Source organism: Methylobacterium sp. 174MFSha1.1, from assembly GCF_900116815.1.
Lineage (GTDB): Bacteria > Pseudomonadota > Alphaproteobacteria > Rhizobiales > Beijerinckiaceae > Methylobacterium.
Genome location: NZ_FPCB01000027.1, coordinates 52,002 through 78,076 on the forward strand (window position 1 = coordinate 52,002; position 26,075 = coordinate 78,076).

Below are 26,075 nucleotides of genomic sequence, written 5' to 3' on the forward strand. Positions count from 1 at the left end.
GCGCCGTCACCGGATGGCGGCGGAATAATCCCGCATCGCCGGCAACGCCAATGCTAGGTTTGCGATGAACTATTCCGCATCCGAATAGTTTGGCGGGTCCTCCGCCGCGACGGCCCAGACCTCGTCGAGGAAGGAGCGGTGGCGCTCGGCGCTGCGGTAGAGGCGGATGTCCATCGGCATCTCGCGGCCGAGCACCGTCAGGGCGCCGGCCCGGATCTCGGGCGCGACCAGGCTGCGCGGCAGCCAGGCGATGCCGTGGCCACCGAGCGCCATCGAGCGCAGGGCCTCGGCCATCGAGTTCTCGTTGGTGTGGACCGGGTAGGTCGCCGGTGCGTCCTCGGCGGATTGCGCGATGCCGGCCAGCCGCCCGAGGAACGAGCCGCGGGAATATTGCAGCAGCGGCAGCCGGCCGCGCGCATCCGGCCTCAATCCGCTCGGGGAGGCGACCGCCGCCAGGCTGTCGCGGCCGACGACCCGGCAGGGATAGCGCTCGGGGTCGAGCGGGATCGGGATGCCGGGGTGATGATAGGTCAGGAGCAGGTCATAGCCGCCCTCGACGAGGGCCTGGACGCAGATGTTGAAGTTGTCCGGCAGCACCCGGCTCGCCACCGGGCCCAGCGCGTCACGGATGCGCCCGAGCCAGCGCGGCAGGAACGACAGGCAGAGCGAGTGCAGCGCCGTGATCGTCACCACCGGCAGCCCGGTGCCGTCGCTGCGGGCGCGAAAATCGGCCCGGCTCAAGGTCAGCAGCCGCACCACCTCCTCGGCGGTCTCGAGGAACTGGCGCCCGTCGGCGGTGAGGGTGATCGGGTAGGTGCTGCGGTCGAGGAGCGCGGTGCCGAGCCAGACCTCCAGCGAGCGGATACGCCGGCTGAAGGCCGACTGGGTCACGGCGCGGGCCTCCGCCGAGCGCGAGAAGCTGCGGGTCTCGGCGAGGCTCAGGAAGTCCTCGATCCACTTGAGTTCCATCGCGGTCGTCCGGGCGGGCGGGGGCTGGTGTGCTTCCCGCCTCCGCCGCCTCACGCGACGGCGAGACAGTCTATCGACCGGGCTCGTCGGTCGACAACTCTCTGCGTCATCCCGGGGCTCACCGAAGGCGAGAACCCGGGATCCATAACCGCTGACGCTTCAGGACGAGGCGACCAGCGTTCCACCTCATTCTGCATCGTCGGCGGTTATGGATCCCGGGTTCCGCTTTCGCGGCCCCGGGATGACATCGAGGGTGGAACGACCGTCGAGCGAATGCGGCAGGCTCTCGGAGGGAGCGTCCGCTCAGAACGTGATCGCGTCCACCACCTTGCGGAAGCGCGGCAGCATCGCCTCGCGGTCCTGGGCGCGCACCACGCCGACGGCGCGGAAATAGCCGTCGGGCTGGAAGCGGATGGTCTGCGACACCACCACCGGCATGCCCGAGGGCACGTCGGTGGCGCGCGCCACGATCTCGTGCCAGTCGGCGCCGTTCTGGCGGAAGCCCTGCGAGCGCTCGATCGCGAAGTCCTTCATGGTCTGGTTCGAGTACAAGGCGGCCTTGGCGAAGGCGTCGCGCTGCTCGGCCGACGGCGCCGGCTGCACCGCCTCGGCCAGCACCAGGATCGGCTGCTCCAGGTTCATCATCTGGTCCTTCGGCCCGTCGGTGTAGAGCACCGAGTTGCCGCCGAGCACCCGCACCGGGCGGAAGCCCGCGGTCTCGGTGACCCGGAAGGGCAGGGCCGCGACCTGCTGGTCGAGGGTGAGGGCCGGGCGCACCCGCACGCTGGTCAGCATCGCGCGCATCGCCTCGTCGGATTCCGCCGCCGGCAGGGTCTGGCCGATGATGATGCCGGTCACGGTCGGGTCCGAGACGAGGAAGACCCACTTGTGCAGGGCCGGCGCGCCGGCGGGCTGCTCGATCGGCTGCTCGCCGGTGAACAGCAGGCCCTCGCGCCCGTCGGCGAGCTTCAGGGGTTCGCGGGTCTTCACCACGAGGCCCTGGCTCTTCAGGTTCTCGTCGGTGAAGTTGGCGGTGAGGTCCTTGTAGGCCTGGGGCGGCAGCTCGACCACCGAGACCGTGGCGCCGCCGGCCGGCCGCTCGAAGCCGGTGAAGCGGCGCGACACCACCATGTCCTTGGCCGGCTCGAAGCCGAAGCGCGAGCCCGGCGGATAGACCGGATCGGCGGCCAGCGCCCCGGCGGGCAGGGCCAGGAGACCGGCCAGAAAACAGGACAGGAGCGCCAGGACGCGCATCGGGAGCACGCGCAGCGACAGGGGACTCGTCGGCATCAGACTCGTCTCTGGGTTGGCGAGAGGCCGCCCGGGATCGGGCATCGTCTCGGACTTCGCCGGATGCGTCGGCCGTGCGCGCCGGTCTGTCAAGCGGGCCGATCGCCGAGACGCGCCGCAAGGTCAGGTTGAGGCGCCCGCCCGCCACCACCCCGGGCAGGACCGGTCCCGGTCCGGAGGCCAGCAGGTCCGCGGGCAGGATGCGGTCGACGCCGTGGAAGATCAGGCGCGACGGGCCGCCGATCACCAGGGCGTCGCCCGACGACAGCCGCACCGAGCGGGTCGGATCGGAGCGCCGGAGGCCGCCGTAGCGGAAGAGCGCGGCCGCGCCGAGCGACAGGGAGAGGACGGGGGCCGAGAACTCCGCCTCGTCCCGGTCCTGGTGCAGGCCCATCCGGGTGCCGGGGGCGTAGAGGTTGACGAGGCAGGCCTCCGGCTCCGCCGGGCAGCCGGCGAGCTCGGCCCAGGCCCGCGCCACGGCCGCCGGCATCGCCGGCCAGGGCCGTCCGGTCTCCGGGTGCGTCGCCTGGTAGCGGTACCCCGCCCGGTCGGAGACCCAGCCGAGGGGGCCGCAATTCGTCATCCGCACCGAGAACGGCTTGCCCGTGCGCGGCATCGCCGGCGTGAAGGGCGGGGCCTCCGCCAGCACGGCCGCGAGGTCGTCCGCGAGGGCGCCCTGCGCCGCGGCGTCGAGGTAGCCGGGGTAGTGGATCAGGCCGGGGGCGAGTTCGATCAGGGCATGCTCCTCAGGCGGATGGCGTCGTGTCCTAGCCGATTCCCGCGTGAGCCGGCAGGCCCGGGCATGCTAGGCCCGGGGCATGACGATTCGCTCCGCCACCCTGATCGGCTCCGGCGCCATCCTGCTCTGGTCGCTGCTCGCCCTGTTCACCGCCGCCTCCGGCGCGGTGCCGCCGTTCCAGCTCGCCGCCATGACCTTCCTGGTCGGCGGGCTCCTCGGCTGCGCCAGCTGGATCGTGCGTCCCTCGGGCCTGTCGGCCCTGCGCCAGCCCCTCTCGGTCTGGGCGCTCGGGATCGTCGGGCTGTTCGGCTACCACGCGCTCTACTTCGCCGCCCTGCGCCTCGCGCCGCCGGCCGAGGCCGGACTCATCAGCTATCTCTGGCCGCTCCTGATCGTGCTGTTCTCCACCCTCCTGCCGGGGGAGGGGGGCCTGCGCGCGGCGCACCTCGCCGGGGCGCTGCTGGGTCTCGCCGGCGTCGTCACGCTCTTCCTCGGCCGCGGCTCGCTCAGCTTCGAGCCCGCGGCGCTCCCGGGCTACGCCGCGGCGCTCGCCTGCGCCTTCCTGTGGTCGGGCTACTCGGTGCTGTCGCGCCGGGTCGGCGCCGTGCCGACCGACGCGGTGGCGGGCTTCTGCCTCGCGACGGCGGCCTTGAGCCTCGTCTGCCACCTCGCCTTCGAGCGCACGGTGTGGCCGCAAGGAGCGGCGCAATGGGCGGCGGTGACGGCCCTCGGCCTCGGCCCGGTCGGGGCGGCGTTCTACCTCTGGGACATCGGCGTGAAGCGCGGCGACATCCGCCTCCTCGGCGTCGGCTCCTACGCCGCACCGGTGCTCTCCACCCTGATCCTCGTCGCCGCGGGCTACGCGCCGGCGACGTGGTCGCTGGCGCTGGCCTGCGGGCTCATCGTGGCCGGGGCGCTGGTGGCGACGCGGGCGGGCGGGGGCCGGGAGACGGTAACGGGAAGTTAGAGCGCTGCCCGATCGTCTTGCAGCATGAGCCTAGAGCAGCGCCCGATCACGTTGCAATCGGGCGCTGCTCTAGGTCATTGATGTTGCCGCATTTTCTTCGCCCAACCGGAAGCCACTTGGTCGGAAAATGCTATAGCTTCCTCAACCAGATAGCCCGTTACGTCGAAAGATTCTCAGGGCTCCGCGGCCTGTCAGATCGTCGCCCTGTCCATCTTCCTCAAGCTCATCCACATCTCGAAGTCGCGGTAGAGTTCATCGAAGGTCACGAGGGTAAGCGTGAAGCTGTCGGCCTTCACCTTGTTGCGCCGCCACTCCCATCGGTCCTTGCGCACCATCGTCGATAGCGAGGTCGAGCGTCCGATGACGAGCACGCCGACGATGTTGGGTCGTTCGCCGCCGAAGGCATCCACGTAGTCGCCGGTCTTGCGATAATGGTCCAAGGCCCAGGTCCAGTCGACGATCTGACTGAATCCCTTCTCGAAAGGGCGGGCCCACGGGTCGATGCCCCGCTCGCTCGCTTCAAAGATGTGCCGGTCCGATGCGCCCTCGAACTCGATCAAGCAGACATTGTCGGTGCCCGCACGGCGGACGGTCAGGTCGGTCCGGAAGTGGGGAAGGATCCGGAACTCGTGCCTGATCAAGTCGCCGATGCCGACGCGCGTGTTGTACTGCCCCATCAACGCGCAGAGATTCGGCCACGTCCTGAAGTTGGCGAGGACCTGATCACGTTCGGCGAGATCAGTCGTGGTGTCGAGAAGCGCTTTGAACGCGCCGAGTTCGACCTCCGCATCCGTCAGGCTGAAGGCATGCGCGTCGAAAGCGGGCTTTGCCATCAGGTCTGCGCGATGACCGAGGTGATGACGAGCGAATCGCCCTCTGTCTTGAAGAGCACGCGCAGATCGCCGGCTCGCGCGACGAAGGCATCGTCGAGGCCTGCAATCTTCTTGACCTTCGCCGGGTCGAGAACACTCGCCTTGATCGCCATCAAGGTCGCATCGGCCCCGGTCTTATCGAACGGGTGCAGCGACGAGACCATGTTCGCCGCCGTGTTGCTGATGTGCACGCGCGGGGTGTCGTGAGCGTTGTCCTGTCGCCGTGCCGTGGCCATTGTCGGCTCCCACCCCTCCTCGAACGAGCATAATCTAGGTGCAGCCGACAGCGACGTCCATCGCACCTCTGCATCTCAGCCAGTCGTTCCCGGCCGCCGCGGTCGCTCTTCAAACCAACCCGGTCAAGGCCGAGCTTACCCCCGCGGCATCGGCCGCCAATCCGGCGGCGCCATCTCGAAGCCCTCGAACCGGAATCCCGGCGCCACGGTGCAGCTCACCAGCGTCCAGGCACCGAGGCTGGTCGCGGTCTGCCAGTGATGGGCCGGCACCACGATCTGCGGCCGGTGGCCCCGGGCGAGGTCGGGGCCGAGATGGCGCGCCTCGGCGTCGTGGCCGTTGGGGCTGGTGGTGATCACCATCGGCGCCCCGGCATGCCAGAGCCACACCTCCGTCGCGTCGACCCGGTGCCATTCCGAGGTCTCGCCGATGTCGAGCAGGTAGTAGATCGCCGTCGAGGCCGGGCGCCCGTCGATCTCGTTCGGATCCCGGAACGTCTCGCGATAATGCCCGCCCTCGGGGTGGGGCTTGAGGTCGAGCAGGCGCACGACCTCCGATGCGGTCAGGTGTTGCATGGGCGTCAGAACCGGTTCTTCCACTCGCGCAAAGCCATGAACACCGCCGCCGGGTCGGCGCCGGGCTCCATCCCGACGGCGCGGGCGAGCGCCGGCTCGGTGGCGCGCAGGAACGGGTTGGTGGCCTTCTCCTCCCCGAGCGTCGTCGGCACCAGGAAGCGGCCTTGCGCCTTGGCCGTCTCGGCGAGGGCCGCGCGGTCCTTCAGGTTCCGGTTCTCCGGCTCGGCGGCCAGCGCGAAGCGGGCATTCGACAGGACGTAGTCGTGGCCGGAATAGATCACGGTCTCGTCGGGCAGGGGGAGGAAGCGCGACAGCGAGCGCCACAGCACCTGGGGCGGGCCCTCGAGCACCCGGCCGCAGCCGAGGGTGAACAGGGTGTCGCCGGCGAACGCGATCCCCGCCTCCTCGAACCAGTAGGTGACGTGGTCGTTGCAGTGGCCGGGCGTCTCCCAGACCGCCGCCGCGAGCGAGCCCACCGTCACCACGTCGCCCTCGCGCACCGTGGCGTCGACCTGCGGCACGGCGCTGCCTGCCTTCTCGGGGGCCGTCACCCGGGCCCCGGTGCGCGCCTTCACCTCCGGGATGCCCTCGACGTGGTCGCCGTGGCGGTGGGTGACGAGGATGTCGGTGAGGCGCCAGCCGGTCTCGTCGAGGGCGCGCAGGACGGAGGCCGCCTCCGGCACGTCGATCGCCGCGCAGGCGCCGGTCGCGGGATCGCGCATCAGCACGCCGATATTGTCGCTCCGGCACGGGAAGGTGCGGATCTCGGGGCGGATCTCGGGCATCGCGGCGCTTCCTCGAAAACTCTCTCGCCGCCGGAAGATAGGGCGCCACCGGGAGGCGCGCGAGTTGCGCGGCCGGCGAATAGCGGGGAGCGCGCCGGACCTTGCGGGTTGACGCCTTGCCGCGCTTCGCGCCACTCCCCATTGATGGCCTTGGCGTCCGGTCGTCCTGGCGCCCAGTCGTCTTGGCGCCGATGGCATCGGCGTCCGCGCGCCGCTCCGCACGCCCCGGGAACCGATGAGCCTCGACGTCACCGACCTGCGCGCCTTCTACGCCAGCCCCCTCGGGGCGGTGGCGCAGCGGCTCGTCGGCCGCACGGTCCACCGCATGCTCGGCTCGGTGTCGGGCCTGCGGGTGATGGGGCTCGGCTACGCGGTGCCGTATCTCGGGCCCGTCCGGCACGCCGCCGAGCGGACGCTCGCCTTCATGCCGGCGACGCAGGGGGTGACGCACTGGCCCGGCTCCGGCCGCTCGGCCTCCTGCCTCGTCGACCCGACCATGATGCCGCTGCCGGACGCCGCCCTCGACCGGGTGATGCTGATCCACGCCATCGAGGCGGTGGAGAGCCCGGCCGAGCTGATGCAGGAGGTCTGGCGCGTGCTGACGCCCGGCGGACGGCTCATCGTCGCGGTGCCGAACCGCCGCGGCCTGTGGGCGCGGCGGGACGCCACGCCCTTCGGCCACGGCCAGCCCTACAGCCGCTCGCAGCTCGGCCGGCTGATGCGCGACACGCTGTTCTCGCCCGAGGACTGGGCCGAGACCCTCTACGTGCCCCCCGTCGAGGGCTGGCTGACGCTGCGCACCGCGAGCGCCTGGGAGCGGGTCGGCACCGGCCTGTCGCTGCCCTTCGCCGGCCTGCACGTGGTCGAGGCGACGAAGCAGCTCCACCGTCCGGTGGCGGTTCCGGCCCGCCGGACGGCGCGCCTCAGGCCCCGGGTGCTGGCGCCGGTGCCGGTGCCCGCCCCCGTGCCGGGGGGCGCGTGATGCCGTTCCCGGGCGCGGAAGCCGCGCTGCAGAGCTTCCTCCTCGCCTTCTCGGCCCTGTTCTCGATCGTCAACCCGCCGGGCGCGGCGCTGATCTTCGCGCAGGTCAGCGTCGGGCGGACCCACGCCGAGCGCACCTGGCTCGCCCGCCGCATCGGCGTCTACGCGGCGGCCGTGATGCTGGTCTCGCTCTGGGCCGGGGCCTCGGTGCTCAGCTTCTTCGGCATCTCGCTCGCGGCGCTCCGCATCGCCGGCGGCCTCGTCGTGGCGGCGCAGGCCTGGACCCTGCTCGCCGCGCCCGAGCAGCGCGAGGCCCGCAAGACCGCCCAGGCCGAGCCGGCCCAGGCGAGCGAGGAGCGCCCCGAGCCCGCCGCGCTCGCCGAGGTGGCGTTCTTTCCCCTGACGCTGCCCTTCACCACCGGGCCCGGCACGATCGCGGTGGCGATCGCGCTGGGCGCCGGCCGGCCGGAGGGCGGGGCCGACCGGATCGCGTATCTCGCCGGCGCCTCGGCGGCGGCCCTCGTCATCGCCCTGATGGTGCTGCTCGCTTACGCCTCCGCCGACCGGCTGGTGGAGCGGCTCGGCCACGCCCGGGCCCGGGTGCTCGGGCGGCTCGCCGCCTTCCTGCTCCTCTGCGTCGGCACCCAGATCACGCTCACCGGCGTCACCGACGTGCTCGGGCCGCTCATCGCGAACGCCAGGCCAGGGTTCGGCCGGTGAGCGCCATCTGGGCGTCGACCGCCCGCAGGATCCGGGCCTTGGCGAAGTAGTGGATCATGTGGCCCTGGCCCGGCAGCAGGGTGAGGGTGCTGCCCGCGAGCTCCGCGTGCAGGCGGGAGGATTGCTCGGCCGGGTCCACGATGGCGTCGGCATCGCCCGACAGGATCGCCACCGGCAGCCGCAAACCCGCGTAGCGCGGCTGCATCAGGGCGACGGCGGTGTTCATGCTGGCGGTGTCCTCGGCGCTCGCGCGGCTCTGCGTGGCCGAAAGCGAGAGCGCGACGGGGAAGCGCGCGGTGAACCGCGCCGGCACGGCCTGCGGCTTGAACACGTGGCGAAACACCTTGGGCGCCAGCATCTGCCCGACCGCCCCCGGCATCAGGGCGCGGGCCGCATCGCCGACGCCGGGCACGGCGAGCGGCGCGATCAGCGCCACGTCGGCCCGCCGGCCCGGATAGTAGTAGCCGGAGAGCAGCACCAGCCCGCGCAGGTCGAGTCCCTCGTGGACCGCCAGCGCCAGCGACACGATCGTGCCCCAGGAATGGCCGACGACCACCGGCCGCTCGACGTTCAGCCCGGCGAGCACGTGCCCGATCAGCCGCGCCTGCGCGGCGGCGGTCCAGACCCAGTGCCGCGGCCGCTCGGTGTAACCGAAGCCGGGCCGGTCGATCGCGATCACCCGGTAGGTCTTGGCGAGCTGGTCGACGAGGCCGCAGATGACGAAGTCCTCCGCCATCGTGCCGTTGCCGTGGATCAGCACCACCGGGCGGCCCTTGCCGCGGACGACGACGTGCACCCGCACCCCGTCGACCTCGACGAAACGGCCCGGCGGCGCGTGCGCGGGCTCGTCCTTCTTCAGCGCCTCGGCACCGCGCTGCATCAGGGACCCGGTGCGGCGCGCCGCGGCGGCGTTCGCCTTGGCGGTGGCGCGCAGGATCCGGACGGCGCCGCTGGCGGCGCGGCGGGGGCTGAGCCCTGGAACGAACCGAAAGGCCATGGGATCTCCGGCGCGATGCTGCACTGCGGCATAAGATGGGGCCTTCCGGCTCCCGCGCATATCCCCCCACCCAGCCCCTCTTGCCTCCGCTCTTCGCCCTCAGCCTTGGCAGCATCGCCGGGCCCCTGTACGAGGCCCGGACGGGGCGGACCGGGACCGCCGTCCCTTGCGCGCCCGAGCGGCGCGGGGCAGGCCCGAGTCCCGAATCGGCGCCGCTGCGCCGGGACGGCAGCGGAAGGAGCGTGATCCATGCGTCTCGTCGTCGTCGGCGCCTCCGGGCGCATGGGGCGGATGCTGATCCAGGCGGTGGCCGGCAGCGAGGGCTGCACGCTCTCCGGCGCGATCGAGCGCGAGGGCTCGCCCGCGCTCGGCCAGGATGCCGGCGTGCTCGCCGGGCTCCAGCCCCTCGGCGTTCCGGTCACCGACGATCCGCTGCCGGTCTTCGCCGAGGCCGACGGCGTCCTCGACTTCACGGCGCCCGCCGCCACGGTGTTCTACGCCGAGCTCGCCGCCCAGGCCCGCATCGTCCACGTGGTCGGCACTACCGGCCTGTCGCCGGACGACTTTTCCAAGTTGCGGGCGGCCGCCTTCCACGCCCGCATCGTGCAGTCGGGCAACATGTCGCTCGGCGTCAACCTGCTGGCGGGGCTGGTGCGCAAGGTCGCCGCGACCCTCGGCGACGAGTTCGACATCGAGATCCTGGAGATGCACCACCGTCACAAGGTGGACGCGCCCTCCGGCACCGCGCTCCTGCTCGGCGAGGCCGCGGCGCAAGGCCGCAACGTCGCGCTTGAGCAGCGCAAGGTCGCGGTGCGCGACGGCCATACCGGCCCGCGCGAACCCGGCACGATCGGCTTCGCCACGCTCCGGGGCGGCAGCGTCGTCGGCGAGCACAGCGTGATCTTCGCCGGGGCCGGCGAGCGCCTCGCACTCACCCACCTCGCCAGCGACCGCGGCCTGTTCGCCGCCGGCGCCGTCAAGGCCGCCCTCTGGGCGCAATCCCGCGAGCCCGGCTTCTACGGCATGGACGACGTGCTGGGCCTCTGAACCCCTTTTTCCTGACACACGGAGCGACACGCATCATGGAGCGGCTTCTCGTCCTCGCGCGCCACGGCCAGAGCGAGTGGAACCTGAAGAACCTGTTCACCGGCTGGAAGGACCCCGGGCTCACCGAGCTCGGCGTCGAGGAGGCGCGGGCCGCCGGGCGGCGGCTCAAGGCGAAGGGCGTGCAGTTCGACGTCGCCTTCACCTCGGACCTCGGCCGGGCCCAGCGCACCTGCGCGCTGATCCTGGAGGAGCTCGGCCAGACCGGTCTCCAGACCTTCGCCGACGCCGCCCTCAACGAGCGCGATTACGGCGACCTCTCGGGCCTCAACAAGGACGACGCCCGCGCCAAGTGGGGCGAGGAGCAGGTCCATGTGTGGCGCCGCTCCTACGACTCGCCCCCGCCCGGCGGCGAGAGCCTGAAGGACACCGTCGCCCGCGTGCTGCCCTACACGATGCGGGAGATCCTGCCCCGCGTGATGCGCGGCGAGCGGGTGCTGGTCGCCGCCCACGGCAACTCCCTGCGCGCCCTCGTGATGGTGCTCGACGGCCTCACCACCGAGACGATCCCGGGCCTCGAGCTCCATACCGGCGTGCCGCTGGTCTACAGGCTGAAGGACGACACCACGGTCGCCTCGAAGGAAGTCCTCGACCGCGACTGATCACGTCGCCGCGGCCGCCCTCTTCCGGGGGCGGCCGCCGGCCGAAGCGCGCGGGACTATTGCCGCGCCGCCCATCCGTCCCACCTGTCGTACCATGGCGCGCCCTTCGCGCACGCCCCCGGCAAGGGAGAGACAGATGGTCGACACCGATCGCATCACCGGCGCGGCCCGCGAACTCGGCGGCAAGGCGCAATCGACCCTCGGCGACCTCGCCGGCGACCGCAGGGCGCAGGTCGAGGGCCGGTTCCGCGAGGCGCAAGGGCACGCCGAGCACTTCGCCGGCGAGGCCCGCGACACCCTGCGCGACGCCGCCGACACTGCCATCGACTACGCCGAGGACGCCTACGAGCAGGGCCGTCGCGCGGCGCGCCACGGCGCCAGCACCGTCTCGCACTACGTCGAGGAGACCCCGCTCCTCGCGCTCCTGGTCGCCGGGGCCGTGGGCTACGGGCTGGCGCTGCTGGTGCACGGGCGGCGCTGATCACCTGATCCACCTCCAGTGTGGCGGCGTCCGAAGTCTATCCGACCATGCAAATGTCGGGTAAAAGAAATATACCAATATAAAGGACGTCCAAGCTGCCCGGCCACACTGTGGTCGGGTATCTTTCACCATTGCACTCCCAAGAAAAATTTTTGCTAATATTTTAAATATAATTTAGTAATATTATATTGGATAATATTTTAGAAATAAATATTAATAATATGTGCGTATCGTCTATGCATGTGTGCGTTGGTGTATAACCGGCTTGGCGCTTGTTTTTCTGCCTGAATGGCGTAGGGATAGATCGACACCTTTTCTTTGGAGGGATCTATGTCTAACAATCGTACGCCTAAAAAGGATAGGATCGGCGAAATAAATATAGGAATTAACGCTGAAGATCATATAGAGTTTGATTTTAACAAAGAAAAACAGACAGTATCGATCAGGGTTATGCGAGATGGATCCCCTGTAAAGGCAAATCATCAGCACTATACTACATATTACGAGAGGAAGTCAAAGCCTAAATTCATAAATGCGATCGAATTTCAGTCAGCGAAAGATTTTACTTTGGATCATTACGACGCCTTGCGCGTATACAGTCAGGTATGGGCCATTGATACCAATTCCGACGTGTTCTTTGACAATAAAATATGCGTTTCTGTTTGCAGCGAATGCACTCTAGATGAAATTCATGGTGTAGTGCCTAAATTTGCAATTTTATTTGGCGCAACCGCAGCCAACCCAGAGCGATATGCTTGGCGACATTACATCGAAATGATATGCAAGTGCGAGGGATATAGTGAAACGGAGAAATACGCTCTGATCGTAGATTCGGACATTAATAAAATATTTCCTATAAATCACAGGAAAGAGCCGGTTCATGGTACATTTTATCTGCCAGAAAACTGGTGCCTGATTTACGCAACTGCAGATAAGCCAGCGGACTCTTTCATAAACAGGGCAATCTCGGTATCGGATAAAACTGCTAAAACCATCTTGAACGGAGTCGGTGCCCGTGAAAGCAATAAAAAATATTTTTCCCCTATCGACGATGAAGAAGAGCCAAACTTTCTGCGATATGAAATCTACTATGAAGAAGATAGAATGATTGCAATCAAAGTGTGAATATGTATTTATGTTTTAACCAAAAAGATATCGAAAGATCAAATATTGCCAAGACGATTGAGGAAAAATATAAAATAATTATCATATTTGTTGCTAATTTATCAACGTATCACGATATATGAGGCGACACGTGGGGCAGCGTGCCGCCCTCACGCTATGGTCTGTGACTGCCGCCTCGTAAAAGAGCCGGCTGAGACGTGATCGGCGCAATCACCACGACAATCGACAGCTACGTGAGTCTCACCGCCGCCCCAGCAAACATCGGCCCGGCGGGATGGATCTCCCGGGCCGAAGCCTATCTGCTTACTTTGCCGCCTTGCCGTCGGTCGCGCCCGCATGGCCCTGCGGGGCGGGCTTGGCAGCGGCGGTGTGGGCGGCGGCCTTCTGGGGCAGGCCGACGGCGTCGATCACGTCGAAGCGCATGCCGTCCTCGGCGGTCTTCAGCGCCGCGTTCGCCTCGTAGTACTTGCCCTGGCCGATCAGCGTGGCCGCCTGGTTCACGTCGGCGGTGGTCTTGTCGAGGGGCAGCACCGCCATCACGAAGTTCACGTCGACATGGGCGAGCTTCAGCGTCTCGATCGCGCCCTTCTGGTCGCCCTTGGCGAGGCTCTTGTTCGCCTCGTTGACCGCCGACGCCTTCTCGGGCGTCGCGACGAAATCCTCGCCGAGGGTCATCTGGGCGTCGACCGGCACCCAGGCGACCTTGCCCGCCGCATTCATGTCCTTGGACGCCGTGTTCGTGGCGCCCGGCTGCGCCGCATTCGTGTCCTTGGAGGCGGCCATGTCGGCCGGCGTCTTGAGATCGGCTTCCGCCTTGGTGAACACCGCGTCGTCGGTCTTCGCCTTGGCGAGCGCGGACTGCGCCTTGCCGATCAGGCTCTTCGCCTGGGCCGGATCGGCGTCGAAGATCGCGATGCGGGCCATGTGCATGTCACGGAACGCCTGGGCGCCGTCCTTCGAGAGCTTGCCGACATCCTGGTCGATCGCCTTCTGCGCCGGCGTCTCCTGCATCGCGGCCGGCTTGACCGCCTGGTCGGCGGCATAGGCCGCACCGCCGAGGAACGTGGCGGCGACGAGGGCGGCGGCGACGGATTTCCGATAGGCCATGACGATGCCTCCTGCGCAAGATCGACTTCGGCGGACTATTCTGCCCCGGTCGATGTTGTCTCTACATCTCGATAATACATCGCAGGAGCTGACGTTGCCTGTCTATTCCATTAAAAGCCGGTAACCTTCTCAATCGAACCGTACAGTTTCGTTCGGTCACGTTTCGACGGCGTGCCCCGAAAGGGACAGCCCCCGACCGCCGGGCGGTCGGGGGCTGCGGCCCACATCACCTATGAGCGCTCGCCCCCGGGTCGGCCCCGGGGGCGCCGCGCCCTACTGCGCCGTCCACCCCCCATCGACCGGCAGGTTGATGCCGGTGATCTGGGCCGCCGCCTCCGAGCACAGGAACACCGCGATCGCCGCGACCTGATCGACGGTGACGAATTCCTTGGTCGGCTGGGCCTTCAGCAGCACCTCGTCGATCACCTGCTCTTTGGTCAGGCCGCGGGCCTTCATGGTGTCGGGGATCTGCGCCTCGACGAGCGGGGTCCAGACGTAGCCCGGCGAGATGCAGTTGACCGTCACCTTGTGGGTGGCGAGTTCCAGGGCCGCGGTCTTGGTCAGGCCGGCGATGCCGTGCTTGGCCGCCACGTAGGCCGACTTGTAGGGCGAGGCGACGAGGGAGTGCGCCGAGGCGGTGTTGATGATCCGGCCCCAGCCCTTCTTCTTCATGCCGGGAATCGCCGCCCGCATGGCGTGGAAGGCCGAGGACAGGTTGATCGCGATGATCTGGTCCCACTTCTCGACCGGGAACTCCTCGATCGCCGAGACGTACTGGATGCCCGCATTGTTGACGAGAATGTCGACCGCGCCGAACTCCGCCTCGGCGTCGGCCACCATCTTGGCGATCTCGTCGGGCTTCGTCATGTCGGCGCCGGAATAGACTGCGCGGACGTGGAACTCGGACTCGATGCCGGCCCGCTCCTTCTCGATCGCGTCGGGCTGGCCGAAGCCGTTGATGACCACGTTGGCGCCGTGCTGCGCCAGGGCCCGGGCGATGGCGAGGCCGATGCCGCTCGTCGAGCCGGTGACGAGGGCGGTCTTGGATTGCAGCGTCATGGTAGGGGCTCCCGGGTAAGATCAGGCCAGGTAGTCGTGCAGCACGTGGCCGTACGGCAGGGTGAAGTCGACGATCTGGTGGCGGGCGCGCACGATCCGGCGCACCGGCAGGTCGGCGACGCGGCAATTGACGTGCGGGATGAGGTGCAGCCGGGCGTCGCCCTCCCAGGCGCCGTGGACCGTGATGTCCTGGAGCCGGTAGCCGACGAGCTGCGCCACCTTCACGCCGCCATCGACGTCGGGGATCAGCTTCAGGTTGACGTTGAGCTGGCCGATGCCGTCTCTCACCTTGTCGAGCTGGTCCTCCAGGCTGCGGTGCTTGTAGGTCATCGTGCCCATCGCCACCCGCTCCTCGTCGTAATGCAGGGTGCCGGTCAGCGTGTCCTTCATCACCTTGAGCCGCGGCACGCCGTACTTCTTCGGGAAGCCCCAGATCTCGCGGCCGGCGGTGATCGGCGGCTCGTCGTCGAGATACATCTGGACCGAGTAGTTGCAGGGCTCGCCCTTGTAGCTGGCGACGATGGCCGATCCGCTCTCCTCGTAATCGCCGAAGCCGGAGGAATCCGGCATCTTCATCCACTCGTAGAAGGCGAGGTTGCCGGGCGCGGGCTCCAGCGGCTCGGGCAGCGCGGCGCGCAAGGCGTCGGGGTCGGTCTCGTAGGTGATGATGAGATATTCGCGCCGCAGGAAGCGGTAGGGCCCGTGCGGATAGCTCGGGCTGAAGGCCGGCATCGAGGGCGCCTTCAGGATCTCGTCGCGGGTCATGCGGCGTTCCTTCCTCTTGCGAAAGACGATCAGTCCCGCGCGTCGCGGGTGAGGTCGAACACGGTCACGCCCAGCTCGGGCCGGCAGCGCTCGATCCAGTGGCGGTGGCGGAAGGAGCGGCGCACGTCGTTGCGCCCGGCCTTCCAGTGCTCCAGCATCGTGGTGCGCGAGAACTCGTAGTCCTTGGCGTCGCTCTCGTAGTTCTTGGCGCGGTAGATCAGCTGGAGGATCGTCACCGCGTTCTGGTGGCTCACCTCCGACAGGAAGGCGACGTCCGGATCTTGTCGCAGCTCGGGCGGCAGCTTGTCGAACAGGCGCCGGAACGCGGTCTTGGCCTTGTGGATCTCGATCTGGTCGTTGGTGTTGAGCCGGGTGCGGCTGGAGAACCGGATGTCCTTCTCGCGCTCGGCCGCCTCCGACAGGGTGCGGGGCACCGGGCCGCGGGCGCTGAACAGGTCGACTTGGAACACCGCGAGGTCGGCTAAGCGCTCCTCGTCGAGCACGTATTGCAGCGGCGTGTTCGAGACGATGCCGCCGTCCCAGTACTGCTCGCCGTCGATCTCGACCGGCGGGAAGCCCGGCGGCAGGGCACCGGAGGCCATGATGTGCTCAGGGCCGATCCGGTCGCGGCGGTTGTCGAAATAGACGAAGTTGCCGGTGCGGATATTGACCGCGCCGACGCTGAGCCGCGTCTCGCATCGGTTGATCCGGTCGAAGTCGATCAGCTCCAGCAGGGTCTGCCGCAAGGGGGCGGTGTCGTAGTAGCTGAGCGCCTGCGGCGCGCCGGCGGGGTAGAACGTCGCCGGGGGCACGCGCGGGGCGAAGAAGCCCGGCACCCCGACCGTCGCCCCGAAGGCGGCGCTCCAGGCGTTGAACACCTCCCGCGCCTGCTCGCCGGGCCACCACGGCGAGACGGTGATCGAGGAAGAGACCTTGTCCCAGAACGCGCGCAGCCGCTCGACCCGGCGCTCGGGCGGGTTGCCGGCGATGAGCGCGGCGTTGATCGCCCCGATCGAGATGCCGGCGACCCAGTCGGGCGAGAGCGCAGCCTCCTGCATCGCCTCGGCGACGCCGGCCTGGTAGGAGCCGAGGGCGCCGCCGCCCTGGAGCACCAGCACCCGACACTCGTCGCCGATCGTCTTACCCGCCTGATCCCGCTCGTCCATCTGGCCTCCGCTGGCCGCCGCGCGAATCCCGGCGGTTAGATGATGCTGCACTGCCGCGAGACAAGTCTTAGCCCCGGTCCCGCGTCGCGGGTCGCCCCGCCTTCGGGTTGACACGGGCCGGCCCCTCCGCCAAGCCTCCGCGCCGCCCAAGGCCCGGGTGGGCCGCCCGCGCCGCAGGTTTCCCTCGAGGCCCCGGTTCCCGCCGCGGCCCCTTCCAAGCCCCCGCGACGCCGGCCCGACACAGCACAGGTTCCGATGCGCTCCTACCTCGACTTCGAAAAGCCCGTCGCCGAGCTCGAGGCGAAGCTCGAGGAGCTGAAGGCCCTCGGCGACCGCGATGGCGCCGTGGCGATCAGCGAGGACGTGGCGCGGCTGGAGGCCAAGGCCGCGGCGGCGCTCGCCGAGCTCTATGCCGGCCTCACCCCGTGGCAGAAGACGCAGGTCGCCCGCCATCCCCAGCGGCCCCACTTCGTCGATTACTGCGCCGGGCTGATCGAGGAGTTCCAGCCGCTCGCCGGCGACCGCGCCTTCGGCGAGGACGAGGCGGTGGTCGGCGGCTTCGGGCGCTTCCGCGGCCGGCCGGTCTGCGTCATCGGCCAGGAGAAGGGCGCCAACACCGAGGCCCGCATCCGGCACAATTTCGGCATGGCCAAGCCGGAGGGCTACCGCAAGGCGGTGCGCCTGATGGGGCTGGCCGGCCGCTTCGGCCTCCCCGTCCTCACCTTCGTTGACACCGCCGGCGCCTATCCGGGCATCGAGGCGGAGGAGCGCGGCCAGGCCGAGGCGATCGCCCGCTCGACCGAGGCCTGCCTCGGCCTGCCGACCCCGAACGTCACGGTGGTGATCGGGGAGGGGGGATCCGGCGGGGCCATCGCGCTCGCCACCGCCAACACGGTGCTGATGCTGGAGCATTCGATCTACAGCGTGATCTCGCCGGAGGGGGCCGCCTCGATCCTGTGGCGCGACGCCGGCCGGGCCCAGGACGCCGCCACCGCGATGAAGATCACCGCCCAGGACCTCCTGCGGCTCGGCGTCATCGACGGCATCGTGCCCGAGCCCACCGGCGGCGCCCACCGCGACGGGCAGGCCGCCATCCGGGCGGCCGGCGAGGCGATCGCGAGCGCGCTCGAGCCGCTGGCGGCCCTCGACGCCGACACCCTGCGCGACCGGCGGGCGCAGAAGTTCCTGGAGATCGGGCGGAGCCTGTAACGGTCGTCGGGCCGTTCTCGTCACGCCGGATCTGACATCCTCCGCGTCATCCCGGGGCTCGCCAAAGGCGAGAACCCGGGATCCATAACCGCCGAGGGATGCAGGCTCAGTCTGACCGCGTCCGCTTCATCTTGGAGCGTCGGCGGTTATGGATCCCGGGTTCCGCTTTCGCGGCCCCGGGATGACGCGGAGGGTGCCAGGAATGTCGTCGAGGCCGGTTGCGCGTCGCGCCCTGCCCGAGCCTGGATGCCGCAATCCCCATCATCCACAGCCCCGCACAACCCTCATACGCCAGACACAACCCGGCCTTCGTTTTGCCGAAGACGGGGCGGATGTGTTCGCGGGTGAACCCCGTGATGGGGTGCGCCGGCTTCTTGACCGGCGCGCCTGTTAGGCGAATCCCCGCAATCTTGACCGTTCTTGCGGTAAGAGGCGGGTAAGTTTAACGAAGCTATGGGGTTGGGGAGACCGGTCCGCGGCGTCAGTGTGCCGGCGGTCCGATGGCGAGAAGGCGGGGATCCCATGGTGCGTCTGGCGGCGATGCGTCCGGTGCTGGCGGCGAGCGGGCTCGCCGTCGCCTTGTCCCTCGGGGCGTGCCAGGATGCCGGCTTCTCGGCCGCCGGCTCGGCCCGGGCCCGCGAGCCGATCCCGCAGAAGACCGTCGCCCTGATGGCGGCGAAGAACATGTCGCCCCGCGACCCCATCCTGATCCGCGCCTTCAAGAAGGAATCGGAGATGGAGGTGTGGAAGCGCGGGACCGACGGCCAGTACGCGCTGCTCAAGACCTTCCCGATCTGCCGCTGGTCGGGCCAGCTCGGGCCGAAGGTGCGCGAGGGCGACCGGCAGGCGCCCGAGGGGTTCTATCCCATCAGCATGGGCCAGATGAACCCGAACTCGTCCTACTACCTCTCCTTCGACACCGGCTACCCCAACGCCTTCGACCGCGCCAACGGCCGCACCGGCAGCTACCTGATGGTGCACGGCACCTGCTCCTCGGCCGGCTGCTTCGCGATGACCGACGAGGCGATCGCCGAGATCTACGCCATCGCCCGCGAGGCCTTCGCCGGCGGGCAGCGGGCGTTCCAGTTCCAGTCCTATCCGTTCCGGATGACGGCGCAGAACCTCGCCAAGTTCCGCAACGACCCGAACATCGGCTTCTGGAAGAACCTCAAGGAGGGCTCGGACTATTTCGAAGCCCTGCACGAGGAGCCGCGGGTCGGCGTCTGTGGCAACCGCTACGTGTTCGGCGGCCAGGACGCCGCGGCGGGCGCCTGCAACCCGAAGGTCGATCCCGTCGTCGTCGCCAAGCGCGAGAAGGACGAGGTCGAGGTGGCCGAACTCGTCGCCAAGGGCACCGCGGCGACCCGCCTCGTCTACCAGGACGGCGGCCAGCACCCGTATTTCCGCGAGAGCGCGCCGAGCACCCAGCTCTTCGCCGAGCAGGCGCAGCCGCGGCCGAACATGGGCACGATCAGCCGGCCCGAGGCCCTGGCGGCGGCGCCCGAGGAGATCACGATCGAGCCGAAGGTGAAGCCGGTCCTGCTCGCCAAGATCGACCCGAAGCACGAGAAGGGGAAGGCCGGCGCGAAGCCGACCGCGCTCGCCTTCGCGGCCCCGGCGACCAATCCTGCCCCGATCCCGACCCGCGAGGCCGCCGCCGCCGCGCCGGCGGCGCCGATCACCGTGGCGAGCGCCGACGGCGATCCTTCGGCCTACCGCAAGCTCCTCGGCAACCTGTTCGGCGGCGCGCCGGCCGCCCCCCCGGTCGCCCCCGCCGCCCTGCCGGCGGCCGACACCACCCCGGTCGCGGCGATCTCGCCGGCCGCGCCGCTGCCGAAGAAGGTCACCGCCACCGCCCGGTTGCATTCCGCTCCGGCCGCCCACGCGGCGACGACCGCCAAGGTCGACGGGTTGAACCCGGGGGCTGCCAAGAAGGCCGAGGGCAAGCCGGCGGACGCCAAGGCCGCGGAGTCAAAGCCGGCCGAGGCGAAGCCCGCCGCCAAGGCTGGGGAGGCCAAGGCTGGGGACACCAAGCCGGCGGATGCCGGTAAGCGCACCGAAGGGTCGAACCGCAACCGGGTCGCTGTTTCGCAGTCTGGAAACTGAAGGCGCCTGTTCGGCGCTCACGAGGAACTCCACACCCTCCACGTCATCCCGGGGCCGCGAAAGCGGAACCCGGGATCCATAACCGCTGACGTTGGAGAATAGGTCGGACCGATTCAGCTCTCCCCTGCATCGTCAGCGGTTATGGATCCCGGGTTCTCGCCTGCGGCGAGTCCCGGGATGACCCTGTGAGGTGTCGGAGCAAGCGCGCGAAGACATCGCTCCTGCGCTGAATGATCTACTCCGCCCCCGCCGCCCTCTCCACCCGCCGCGGCCCGAGCGACAGCACCAGGGCGCCGGCCAGCGTCGAGAGCACCGAGCCCAGGATCACCCCGAGCTTCGTCTCGGTGTCGAAGTCCGGCGCGTCGGCGAAGGCGAGGCCGCCGATGAACAGGCTCATGGTGAAGCCGATGCCGCAGAGCAGGGCCACCCCGTAGACGTGGCGCCAGGTGGCGCCCGCGGGCCTCGAGGCCAGCCCGATCCGCACCGCGAGCCAGACGCCGCCGAACACCCCGACCTGCTTGCCGAGAAACAGCCCCGCCGCGACCCCGAGGGTGACGGGGGCGAGCAGAATCGCGGGCGTCACTCCGGCGAGCGACACGCCCGCATTGGCGAAGCCGAAGACCGGCAGGATCAGGAAGGCGACCCAGGGCTGGAGCGCGTGTTCCAGCCGGTGCAGGGGCGAGTCTCCATCGTCGGGCCGGCCGGGGCTCGCCCGCAGCGGGATCGCGAGCGCCAGGACCACGCCCGCCACGGTGGCGTGCAGCCCCGAGCGCAGCACCAGGAGCCAGAGCACGGCGCCGAGGATCAGGTAGGGCCCGAGCCGGCGCAAGCCCAGGCGGTTGAGCGTCGCCAGCATCGCCGTGACGGCGCCGGCCAGCGCCAGCATCGGCCAGGCGAGGTCGGCGGTGTAGAACAGCGCGATGATCACCACCGCCCCGAGATCGTCGAGGATGGCGAGCGCGGTGAGGAAGATCTTGAGCGAGACCGGCGCCCGCGAGCCGAGCAGCGCCAGGACGCCGAGGGCGAAGGCGATGTCGGTGGCCGCCGGGATCGCCCAGCCGCGCAGGGTCGCGGGGGAGGACGCGTTGACCGCGACGTAGACCAGCGCCGGCACCGCCATGCCGCCGAAAGCCGCGATGCCCGGCAGCGCCCGATCGGGCCAGGTGCGCAGGCCCCCGTCCAGGATCTCGCGCTTGATCTCCAGCCCGACGAGCAGGAAGAACAGCGCCATCAGGCCGTCGTTGATCCAGTGCAGCAGGCTCAAGGGCCCGAGCTTGGCGTGCAGTGCGCGGTCGTAGACGTCGCCGTAGGGACCGTTGGCGACGATAAGCGCGAGCACCGCGCTCGCCATCAGCACGAGGCCGCCGCCGGCGCTGCTGACGAGCAGGTTGCGCAGGGCCGAGAGCGGGCGCGGCAGGCGCCGGGGGGAGGGAGGGGGATGCATACCCCCGGGTGCCAGGAAACGTGAGCAGGATCAACGTGGGCGGAACCGCCCGACACCCTCATGTCCCGCGGCGCGCCCCGATCGAGGATATACTATTTTTGGAAAAGCAGTTTTCCGTGAAGTTAGATCAATAACTAGCGCGCTCATCAAAATATATCAGACTTCACAACGAAATGATTTTTTGATCATTTGGAGGGAGTGTGGTTCGAGAGCGAGGAATTTCCTGCGATGGCTGGCGACGTCAACCTCCCCGAGGCGCTCCTGGCGCCGATCGCCCAAGGCGGAATGGCGATGGCCGCGCCGCTGCCGGTGCTGCACGAATACGGCCCGTCCGTACGCATCGGGTTGTCGGCGGCGGCGGTGCCGCAGGCCCCCATCAACGAGGCGGGCCTGTCCGAGCAGGAACGCCTGGGTCTCCAGGCCTTCCGGCTGCGGCTGAACGCATCCTACAAGGAGGCGAAGGAGAGACGTCCGCACAAGTCGTCGTCGTGGGGCGGCGATGACGGCCAGCCGCAGCTCCACCGCGATCAGCACGCCGTGATCCCTCCCGCCACGCCGGTGCCGGGCAATCCGTCCCCCGTACAGGCGGCTCCGCCGGTCCGTCGGCTGGCCGGGCGCATCGCGGTCGGCCTGTTCATCGTCTCGGGTCCCGGATCGCTGGCGATGACTGATGCCCAGCAGCAGAAGATCGTCGCGGAGGTGCAGAACGGCCTCAGCTTCCTCGGCGGCCAAGCCCCGGCCAAGGACGTGACCTTCGTGTACGACACCCAGGTCGTCCCGGTCACCACCCCCGATACGGCGGGGCAGCGTCCTGTCGGCTGCGACCCCTACGAGCACTTCGAGGCCCCCTGGCGGGACGACGCCCTGACCTCCATCGGGCACCCGGCGGGGCTCGCCGGGATTCGGAGCTACATCAAGGCCATCAAGACGGCCAAGAGGGCCCAGGTCGCCTATTGTGCCTTCTTCACCCACTACCAGCTCCACCATTTCGCATATTGCCGGGGCGAATACCTCGTCATGCACTATGACAACGACGGCTGGGGAACCGACAATCTCGACAGCGTGTTTGCGCACGAGACGGGGCACGTGTTCGGCGCGCCGGACGAATACGCCGAGAGCGGCTGCGATTGCGGCGGTTCGCACGGCTTTTACGGCCGGCCCAACCTCAACTGTGAGAATTGCGCCGAGGATGGCGGCGTGGCATGCATCATGAAGCGCAACACGTGGGCCATGTGCGCCGAGACGCCCTACCATCTCGGCTACACGATGCCCCCGGCGGGAGCCGGCATCGCGGCGTCCGCTGTCGCGGCGCCCGGCGCCGCATTGGAGGCCTGAGATGGAACAGGTCATGATCGTCGACCCGGCCGAGGCGGATGCCCGCACGTGGCTGGCGTTGATGCAGGCGCGTCGGACGCAGGAATTCTCCGATCACGTCTTCGTCGTGGAGGGCGACAAGCCGGCCATCGACGCACTTCGTGCGCTGCCCGGCATCAAGACGCCGGCGCAGCTTGATCCGGCGGAGACCGCGCGTCTCTCGCCGATCGAGAAGCTGTCGATCCGCGCCTGGAGCGAGCGGACGCAAGCATCGGAGAAGGTCCGCCCGGGGGACGGCGTCAGCTGGGGGCACAAGGACTTCCAGGCTCCCTGATCCAGACCGCCTGATCGGCATGGTCCGGCCGCGGTAACGCGGCCGGACGTTCACCGATGGGTGGGCTCATCCTCGCCCGAGCGCCGCCCGCACCAGCCTCAACGCATCCTCGCTCGCCCATTCCGCCGGGCCCTTCATCACGCCGATCCCGCAGCCGTCGCGGTCGATCAGGAAGGTGGTGGGCAGACCGACGACGTCGCCGCCCTGCTGCAACGCCGGCAGCGCCCGACCGGCCGGGTCGGCGTAATAGGCGAGCCGCGCGATCCCGTTCTCCTGCATCCAGCGCGGCGGCCGGTCGGGGTTGCGGGTGTCGAGGTTGAGCGCCACCACCTCGAAATCCTGGCCCCCCAGCGCCGCCTGCAGCCGGTCGAGGGCCGGCATCTCCGCCTTGCACGGCGCGCACCAGGTCGCCCACAGGTTCAGCAGCACCGTGCGGCCCTTGAGGTCGGCGAGCGTCCGCGGCTGCCCGTCCGGCCCGGTGAAGGTGATGGCCGGCGCGGGCTTCGGCCGCGGATCGACCTGGAGGGCCGCCACCTCGCCGCGGGCCAGCGGCGCGACGCGGGCGGCGGCGGCGGGCCCGAGCGGGCAGGCGCCGCCGTTGCCCCCGCCCGCAACCCCGTATAGGGCAGCCCCGAGGCCGAGGATGGCGGCGAGCCCCCCCGCAGCGAGGGCGAGGCGGGCTTTGCGCGGTGATGCGAGACGAGGTGAGGACATGAGCAACCGGATGTGGGGCGGGCGCTTCGCGAGCGGCCCCGCCGAGATCATGGAGGAGATCAACGCCTCCATCGGCTTCGACAAGCGCCTCGCCCCCCAGGACATCCGGGGCTCGCTCGCCCACGTCGCGATGCTGGGCAAGGCGGGGATCCTGCCGGCCGAGGATGTGGCGAAGATCGAGGCCGGTCTCAAGTCCGTCCAGTCCGAGATCGAGGCCGGCACCTTCGAGTTCCGCCGCGAGCTCGAGGACATCCACATGAGCGTCGAGAGCCGCTTGCGCGAGATCGTCGGCCCGACGGCCGGGCGGCTCCACACCGCGCGGTCGCGCAACGACCAGGTCGCCACCGACATGCGGCTGTGGGTGCGCGACACCCTCGACGCCCTCGACGCCCAGGCCGCCGACCTGCAGCAGGCCATGGCCGAGCTGGCGCTCACGCATGCCGGCACGGTGATGCCCGGCTTCACCCACCTGCAATCGGCCCAGCCGGTGACCTTCGGCCACCACCTGCTCGCCTATGTCGAGATGCTGGCCCGCGACCGCGGCCGGTTCCGCGACGCCCGCGCCCGCCTCAACGAATGCCCGCTCGGCGCCGCGGCGCTGGCCGGCACCTCGTTCCCGATCGACCGCCACGCCACCGCGAACAGCCTCGGCTTCGACCGGCCGACCGCGAACTCCCTCGATTCGGTCGCCGACCGCGACTTCGCCCTGGAAGCGCTCTCGGCGGCGGCCATCGCGGCGGTGCACCTGTCGCGCTTCGCCGAGGAGATCGTGGTCTGGACCTCGGCCCAGTTCGGCTTCGTCAAGCTGTCGGACCGGTTCACCACCGGCTCCTCGATCATGCCGCAGAAGCGCAACCCCGACGCCGCCGAGCTGGTGCGGGCGAAGTCGGGCCGGGTCATCGGCGCGCTGTCGGGCCTGCTCATCGTCATGAAGGGCCTGCCGCTCGCCTATTCGAAGGACATGCAGGAGGACAAGGAGGGCACCTTCGACGCGCTCCAGACCCTCTCGCTGTGTCTGGCCGCCATGGCGGGCATGGTCCGCGACCTGGAGCCCGTGCCCGAGGTCCTCAAGGTGGCCGCCGGCTCCGGCTACGCCACCGCCACCGACCTCGCCGACTGGCTGGTGCGCGAGCTCGGCCTTCCCTTCCGCGATGCCCACCACGTGACGGGCCGCCTCGTCGGCGAGGCCTCGTCCCGCGGCATCGGCCTGGAGGCGCTGCCGCTCGCGGTGATGCAGGCCGAGGAGCCGCGCATCACCGACGCGGTCTTCGCGGTGCTCGGCGTCGAGAACTCGGTGGCGAGCCGCACCAGCTACGGCGGCACCGCGCCGGACAACGTCCGGGCGCAGGCGGAAGGCTGGCTGAAGCGGCTCGCCGGCGAGACGGCCTGAGCTGCGTCATCCCGCTCGTCCCATCCAGAACCTCATCCTGAGGTGCCTATCGATCGTCGATCGATAGGCCTCGAAGGAGGGCTCCAGGACCCTCTGCGCTCGCTTGAGGCCTCCTTCGAGGCTCAGCGATCGTCGATCGCCTCACACCTCAGGATGAGGTCGTGGGTGGGAGGGGGTGAGCGCTCGTGTTAGTGCAAGCCCGGTCGAACAAGCTCTACCATCACGGGAGGACCCACCATGGATCTCGGTCTCAAGGGCAAGCGCGCCCTCGTCCTGTCGTCCAGCCGCGGCCTGGGCCGCGGCATCGCCGAGGCCCTGGCGGCCGAGGGCGCGGACGTGCTGCTCACCGCCCGCACCGCCGAGCGCCTCGACGAGGCGGTGGCGGCGATCAACGCCCGCGGCCAGGGCCGCGCCCACGCCTTCGCCGGCAGCCTGAAGGACAACGTCGAGGCGATCTACGCCGCGGCGCAGGAGCATCTCGGCGGGGTCGACATCCTGGTCGCCAACACCGGCGGTCCGCCGGCCGCCACGGCGCTGACCGTGCAGCCCGAGGCCTGGACGCCCCAGTTCGAGGCGATGGTGACCCCGGTCTTCCGTCTCGCCGGGCTGGTCCTGCCGGGCATGCGCCAGGCCGGCTTCGGCCGCATCCTGGTGGTGGCCTCGAGCGGCGTCGAGCAGCCGATCCCGAACCTGGTGATGTCGAATGCGCTCCGCGCCTCGATCGCCGGCTGGGCCAAGACCCTGGCCTCCGAGGTCGCGGCCGAGGGCGTCACCGTCAACATGATCCTGCCCGGCCGGATCGAGACCGACCGCACCGGCGAGCTGGATGCCGCCAACGCCAAGGCGCAGGGCAAGTCGCGCGACGAGATCGCCGAGGCCGCCCGCTCGGCGATTCCGGCCAAGCGCTACGGCAAGGTCCAGGAATTCGCCGACGTGGCGTGCTTCCTGGCCTCCGAGCGGGCCTCCTACGTCACCGGCAGCATGATCCGGGTCGATGGCGGGGCCGTGCGGTCGATCTGAGGGTCG

26 protein-coding genes and 1 pseudogene are annotated in these 26,075 nt (G+C 69.4%); 13 read left to right on the plus strand and 14 right to left on the minus strand.

Annotated features, from left to right (window positions below; translation table 11 throughout):
- Positions 1-69: 69 nt before the first annotated feature.
- The 3 genes and pseudogenes from BM430_RS22520 to BM430_RS22530 form a co-directional block, all read right to left on the minus strand.
- A complete protein-coding gene (locus BM430_RS22520; protein ID WP_093569485.1) occupies positions 70-969 on the minus strand; it encodes a LysR family transcriptional regulator in 900 nt (299 codons plus the stop codon).
- Positions 970-1,272: 303 nt separating this feature from the next.
- A complete protein-coding gene (locus BM430_RS22525; protein WP_177303141.1) occupies positions 1,273-2,223 on the minus strand; it encodes a hypothetical protein in 951 nt (316 codons plus the stop codon).
- A gap of 142 nt (positions 2,224-2,365) precedes the next feature.
- Positions 2,366-2,995: pseudogene (locus BM430_RS22530) on the minus strand (alpha-ketoglutarate-dependent dioxygenase AlkB); the annotation flags it as partial.
- Positions 2,996-3,077: 82 nt separating this feature from the next.
- Between BM430_RS22530 and BM430_RS22535 the strand changes: the two are divergent.
- On the plus strand, positions 3,078-3,965 hold the full coding sequence (locus BM430_RS22535) for an aromatic amino acid exporter YddG (RefSeq protein WP_093569487.1): 888 nt from the start codon (positions 3,078-3,080) through the stop codon (positions 3,963-3,965).
- A gap of 191 nt (positions 3,966-4,156) precedes the next feature.
- Here the strand turns inward: BM430_RS22535 and BM430_RS22540 are convergent, their stop codons facing one another.
- From BM430_RS22540 to gloB, 4 genes are all read right to left on the minus strand, one after another.
- On the minus strand, positions 4,157-4,798 hold the full coding sequence (locus tag BM430_RS22540; RefSeq protein WP_093569488.1) for a Shedu anti-phage system protein SduA domain-containing protein: 642 nt from the start codon (positions 4,796-4,798) through the stop codon (positions 4,157-4,159).
- Entirely contained in the window at positions 4,798-5,073 is a 276-nt protein-coding gene (locus BM430_RS22545; protein ID WP_093569489.1) for a hypothetical protein, read from the minus strand. Before BM430_RS22545 ends, BM430_RS22540 begins: the two co-directional genes overlap by 1 nt.
- 135 nt (positions 5,074-5,208) lie before the next feature.
- The gene (locus BM430_RS22550) at positions 5,209-5,646 is read right to left on the minus strand and encodes a cupin domain-containing protein (RefSeq protein ID WP_093569490.1); all 438 of its coding nucleotides are present in this window, start codon (positions 5,644-5,646) and stop codon (positions 5,209-5,211) included.
- Between the two features lie 5 nt (positions 5,647-5,651).
- The gene (gene gloB, locus BM430_RS22555) at positions 5,652-6,431 is read right to left on the minus strand and encodes a hydroxyacylglutathione hydrolase (RefSeq protein ID WP_093569491.1); all 780 of its coding nucleotides are present in this window, start codon (positions 6,429-6,431) and stop codon (positions 5,652-5,654) included.
- 235 nt (positions 6,432-6,666) lie between these two features.
- Here gloB and BM430_RS22560 point away from each other — a divergent pair, with 235 nt between their 5' ends.
- Both BM430_RS22560 and BM430_RS22565 read left to right on the plus strand, forming a co-directional pair.
- On the plus strand, positions 6,667-7,413 hold the full coding sequence (locus BM430_RS22560) for a class I SAM-dependent methyltransferase (RefSeq protein WP_093569492.1): 747 nt from the start codon (positions 6,667-6,669) through the stop codon (positions 7,411-7,413).
- A complete protein-coding gene (locus BM430_RS22565; RefSeq protein WP_093569493.1) occupies positions 7,410-8,132 on the plus strand; it encodes a MarC family protein in 723 nt (240 codons plus the stop codon). The genes BM430_RS22560 and BM430_RS22565 overlap by 4 nt, the downstream gene beginning before the upstream one ends.
- Here BM430_RS22565 and BM430_RS22570 read toward each other — a convergent pair.
- Entirely contained in the window at positions 8,098-9,129 is a 1,032-nt protein-coding gene (locus tag BM430_RS22570) for an alpha/beta fold hydrolase (protein ID WP_093569494.1), read from the minus strand. The genes BM430_RS22565 and BM430_RS22570 overlap by 35 nt on opposite strands.
- A 249-nt stretch (positions 9,130-9,378) precedes the next feature.
- Between BM430_RS22570 and dapB the strand changes: the two genes are divergently transcribed.
- From dapB to BM430_RS34185, 4 genes are all read left to right on the plus strand, one after another.
- Complete coding sequence (gene dapB / locus BM430_RS22575) at positions 9,379-10,176, plus strand: 4-hydroxy-tetrahydrodipicolinate reductase (RefSeq protein ID WP_093569495.1); 798 nt, start codon at positions 9,379-9,381, stop codon at positions 10,174-10,176.
- 35 nt (positions 10,177-10,211) lie between these two features.
- Positions 10,212-10,835: a 2,3-bisphosphoglycerate-dependent phosphoglycerate mutase gene (locus BM430_RS22580; RefSeq protein ID WP_093569496.1), complete on the plus strand. Its 624-nt coding sequence runs from the start codon at positions 10,212-10,214 to the stop codon at positions 10,833-10,835.
- A gap of 136 nt (positions 10,836-10,971) precedes the next feature.
- Positions 10,972-11,316: a CsbD family protein gene (locus BM430_RS22585; protein WP_093569497.1), complete on the plus strand. Its 345-nt coding sequence runs from the start codon at positions 10,972-10,974 to the stop codon at positions 11,314-11,316.
- Between the two features lie 330 nt (positions 11,317-11,646).
- Positions 11,647-12,441, plus strand: coding sequence for a hypothetical protein (locus BM430_RS34185; RefSeq protein ID WP_143132103.1), 795 nt, complete (start codon positions 11,647-11,649; stop codon positions 12,439-12,441).
- Between the two features lie 303 nt (positions 12,442-12,744).
- On the opposite strand, the gene BM430_RS22590 is transcribed toward BM430_RS34185, so the two are convergent.
- The 4 genes from BM430_RS22590 to BM430_RS22605 form a co-directional block, all read right to left on the minus strand.
- Entirely contained in the window at positions 12,745-13,548 is an 804-nt protein-coding gene (locus BM430_RS22590) for a YfdX family protein (protein WP_093569498.1), read from the minus strand.
- A gap of 273 nt (positions 13,549-13,821) precedes the next feature.
- The gene (locus tag BM430_RS22595; protein WP_093569499.1) at positions 13,822-14,607 is read right to left on the minus strand and encodes a 3-hydroxybutyrate dehydrogenase; all 786 of its coding nucleotides are present in this window, start codon (positions 14,605-14,607) and stop codon (positions 13,822-13,824) included.
- Positions 14,608-14,628: 21 nt separating this feature from the next.
- Entirely contained in the window at positions 14,629-15,372 is a 744-nt protein-coding gene (locus BM430_RS22600; protein ID WP_093569500.1) for an acetoacetate decarboxylase, read from the minus strand.
- 29 nt (positions 15,373-15,401) lie between these two features.
- The gene (locus tag BM430_RS22605) at positions 15,402-16,538 is read right to left on the minus strand and encodes a patatin-like phospholipase family protein (protein WP_093569501.1); all 1,137 of its coding nucleotides are present in this window, start codon (positions 16,536-16,538) and stop codon (positions 15,402-15,404) included.
- A 255-nt stretch (positions 16,539-16,793) separates the two neighbouring features.
- On the opposite strand from BM430_RS22605, the gene BM430_RS22610 reads away from it, so the two are divergent.
- Together BM430_RS22610 and BM430_RS22615 are read left to right on the plus strand one after the other, a co-directional pair.
- Positions 16,794-17,747, plus strand: a complete 954-nt coding sequence (locus BM430_RS22610) for an acetyl-CoA carboxylase carboxyltransferase subunit alpha (RefSeq protein ID WP_093569502.1) — start codon at positions 16,794-16,796, stop codon at positions 17,745-17,747.
- A 522-nt stretch (positions 17,748-18,269) separates the two neighbouring features.
- Positions 18,270-19,853 (plus strand): L,D-transpeptidase family protein, encoded by a 1,584-nt coding sequence (locus BM430_RS22615; protein ID WP_093569503.1) that lies wholly within the window; start codon positions 18,270-18,272, stop codon positions 19,851-19,853.
- A gap of 235 nt (positions 19,854-20,088) precedes the next feature.
- On the opposite strand, the gene nhaA is transcribed toward BM430_RS22615, so the two are convergent.
- Positions 20,089-21,297, minus strand: coding sequence for a Na+/H+ antiporter NhaA (gene nhaA / locus BM430_RS22620; protein ID WP_093569504.1), 1,209 nt, complete (start codon positions 21,295-21,297; stop codon positions 20,089-20,091).
- A gap of 228 nt (positions 21,298-21,525) precedes the next feature.
- Here nhaA and BM430_RS22625 point away from each other — a divergent pair, with 228 nt between their 5' ends.
- Together BM430_RS22625 and BM430_RS22630 are read left to right on the plus strand one after the other, a co-directional pair.
- A complete protein-coding gene (locus BM430_RS22625; RefSeq protein WP_177303139.1) occupies positions 21,526-22,632 on the plus strand; it encodes a zinc metalloprotease in 1,107 nt (368 codons plus the stop codon).
- A gap of 1 nt (position 22,633) precedes the next feature.
- Positions 22,634-22,945 carry a hypothetical protein gene (locus BM430_RS22630; RefSeq protein WP_093569505.1) on the plus strand — a complete coding sequence of 104 codons (312 nt, stop codon included), beginning with the start codon at positions 22,634-22,636 and terminating at the stop codon, positions 22,943-22,945.
- Between the two features lie 66 nt (positions 22,946-23,011).
- On the opposite strand, the gene BM430_RS22635 is transcribed toward BM430_RS22630, so the two are convergent.
- On the minus strand, positions 23,012-23,659 hold the full coding sequence (locus BM430_RS22635) for a thiol:disulfide interchange protein TlpA (protein WP_093569506.1): 648 nt from the start codon (positions 23,657-23,659) through the stop codon (positions 23,012-23,014).
- Between BM430_RS22635 and argH the strand changes: the two genes are divergently transcribed.
- A complete protein-coding gene (gene argH / locus BM430_RS22640) occupies positions 23,658-25,049 on the plus strand; it encodes an argininosuccinate lyase (RefSeq protein WP_093569507.1) in 1,392 nt (463 codons plus the stop codon). The genes BM430_RS22635 and argH overlap by 2 nt on opposite strands.
- A 237-nt stretch (positions 25,050-25,286) precedes the next feature.
- On the plus strand, positions 25,287-26,069 hold the full coding sequence (locus BM430_RS22645; protein WP_093569508.1) for an SDR family oxidoreductase: 783 nt from the start codon (positions 25,287-25,289) through the stop codon (positions 26,067-26,069).
- Positions 26,070-26,075: the final 6 nt, after the last annotated feature.

Excerpts from the sequence above, each read along its gene's own strand:
- BM430_RS22630 (WP_093569505.1), top strand. The coding sequence starts at position 22,634 with ATGGAACAGGTCATGATCGTCGACCCGGCCGAGGCGGATGCCCGCACG.
- BM430_RS22595 (WP_093569499.1), bottom strand. The coding sequence starts at position 14,607 with ATGACGCTGCAATCCAAGACCGCCCTCGTCACCGGCTCGACGAGCGGC.
- BM430_RS22590 (WP_093569498.1), bottom strand. The coding sequence starts at position 13,548 with ATGGCCTATCGGAAATCCGTCGCCGCCGCCCTCGTCGCCGCCACGTTC.
- BM430_RS22570 (WP_093569494.1), bottom strand. The coding sequence starts at position 9,129 with ATGGCCTTTCGGTTCGTTCCAGGGCTCAGCCCCCGCCGCGCCGCCAGC.
- BM430_RS22615 (WP_093569503.1), top strand. The coding sequence starts at position 18,270 with ATGGTGCGTCTGGCGGCGATGCGTCCGGTGCTGGCGGCGAGCGGGCTC.
- BM430_RS22635 (WP_093569506.1), bottom strand. The coding sequence starts at position 23,659 with ATGTCCTCACCTCGTCTCGCATCACCGCGCAAAGCCCGCCTCGCCCTC.
- BM430_RS22520 (WP_093569485.1), bottom strand. The coding sequence starts at position 969 with ATGGAACTCAAGTGGATCGAGGACTTCCTGAGCCTCGCCGAGACCCGC.
- gloB (WP_093569491.1), bottom strand. The coding sequence starts at position 6,431 with ATGCCCGAGATCCGCCCCGAGATCCGCACCTTCCCGTGCCGGAGCGAC.
- dapB (WP_093569495.1), top strand. The coding sequence starts at position 9,379 with ATGCGTCTCGTCGTCGTCGGCGCCTCCGGGCGCATGGGGCGGATGCTG.
- BM430_RS22535 (WP_093569487.1), top strand. The coding sequence starts at position 3,078 with ATGACGATTCGCTCCGCCACCCTGATCGGCTCCGGCGCCATCCTGCTC.
- BM430_RS22605 (WP_093569501.1), bottom strand. The coding sequence starts at position 16,538 with ATGGACGAGCGGGATCAGGCGGGTAAGACGATCGGCGACGAGTGTCGG.
- BM430_RS22600 (WP_093569500.1), bottom strand. The coding sequence starts at position 15,372 with ATGACCCGCGACGAGATCCTGAAGGCGCCCTCGATGCCGGCCTTCAGC.
- BM430_RS22525 (WP_177303141.1), bottom strand. The coding sequence starts at position 2,223 with ATGCGCGTCCTGGCGCTCCTGTCCTGTTTTCTGGCCGGTCTCCTGGCC.
- BM430_RS22540 (WP_093569488.1), bottom strand. The coding sequence starts at position 4,798 with ATGGCAAAGCCCGCTTTCGACGCGCATGCCTTCAGCCTGACGGATGCG.
- BM430_RS22580 (WP_093569496.1), top strand. The coding sequence starts at position 10,212 with ATGGAGCGGCTTCTCGTCCTCGCGCGCCACGGCCAGAGCGAGTGGAAC.
- nhaA (WP_093569504.1), bottom strand. The coding sequence starts at position 21,297 with ATGCATCCCCCTCCCTCCCCCCGGCGCCTGCCGCGCCCGCTCTCGGCC.
- BM430_RS22645 (WP_093569508.1), top strand. The coding sequence starts at position 25,287 with ATGGATCTCGGTCTCAAGGGCAAGCGCGCCCTCGTCCTGTCGTCCAGC.
- BM430_RS22625 (WP_177303139.1), top strand. The coding sequence starts at position 21,526 with ATGGCTGGCGACGTCAACCTCCCCGAGGCGCTCCTGGCGCCGATCGCC.
- BM430_RS22560 (WP_093569492.1), top strand. The coding sequence starts at position 6,667 with ATGAGCCTCGACGTCACCGACCTGCGCGCCTTCTACGCCAGCCCCCTC.
- BM430_RS22545 (WP_093569489.1), bottom strand. The coding sequence starts at position 5,073 with ATGGCCACGGCACGGCGACAGGACAACGCTCACGACACCCCGCGCGTG.
- BM430_RS34185 (WP_143132103.1), top strand. The coding sequence starts at position 11,647 with ATGTCTAACAATCGTACGCCTAAAAAGGATAGGATCGGCGAAATAAAT.
- BM430_RS22585 (WP_093569497.1), top strand. The coding sequence starts at position 10,972 with ATGGTCGACACCGATCGCATCACCGGCGCGGCCCGCGAACTCGGCGGC.
- BM430_RS22550 (WP_093569490.1), bottom strand. The coding sequence starts at position 5,646 with ATGCAACACCTGACCGCATCGGAGGTCGTGCGCCTGCTCGACCTCAAG.
- BM430_RS22610 (WP_093569502.1), top strand. The coding sequence starts at position 16,794 with ATGCGCTCCTACCTCGACTTCGAAAAGCCCGTCGCCGAGCTCGAGGCG.
- argH (WP_093569507.1), top strand. The coding sequence starts at position 23,658 with ATGAGCAACCGGATGTGGGGCGGGCGCTTCGCGAGCGGCCCCGCCGAG.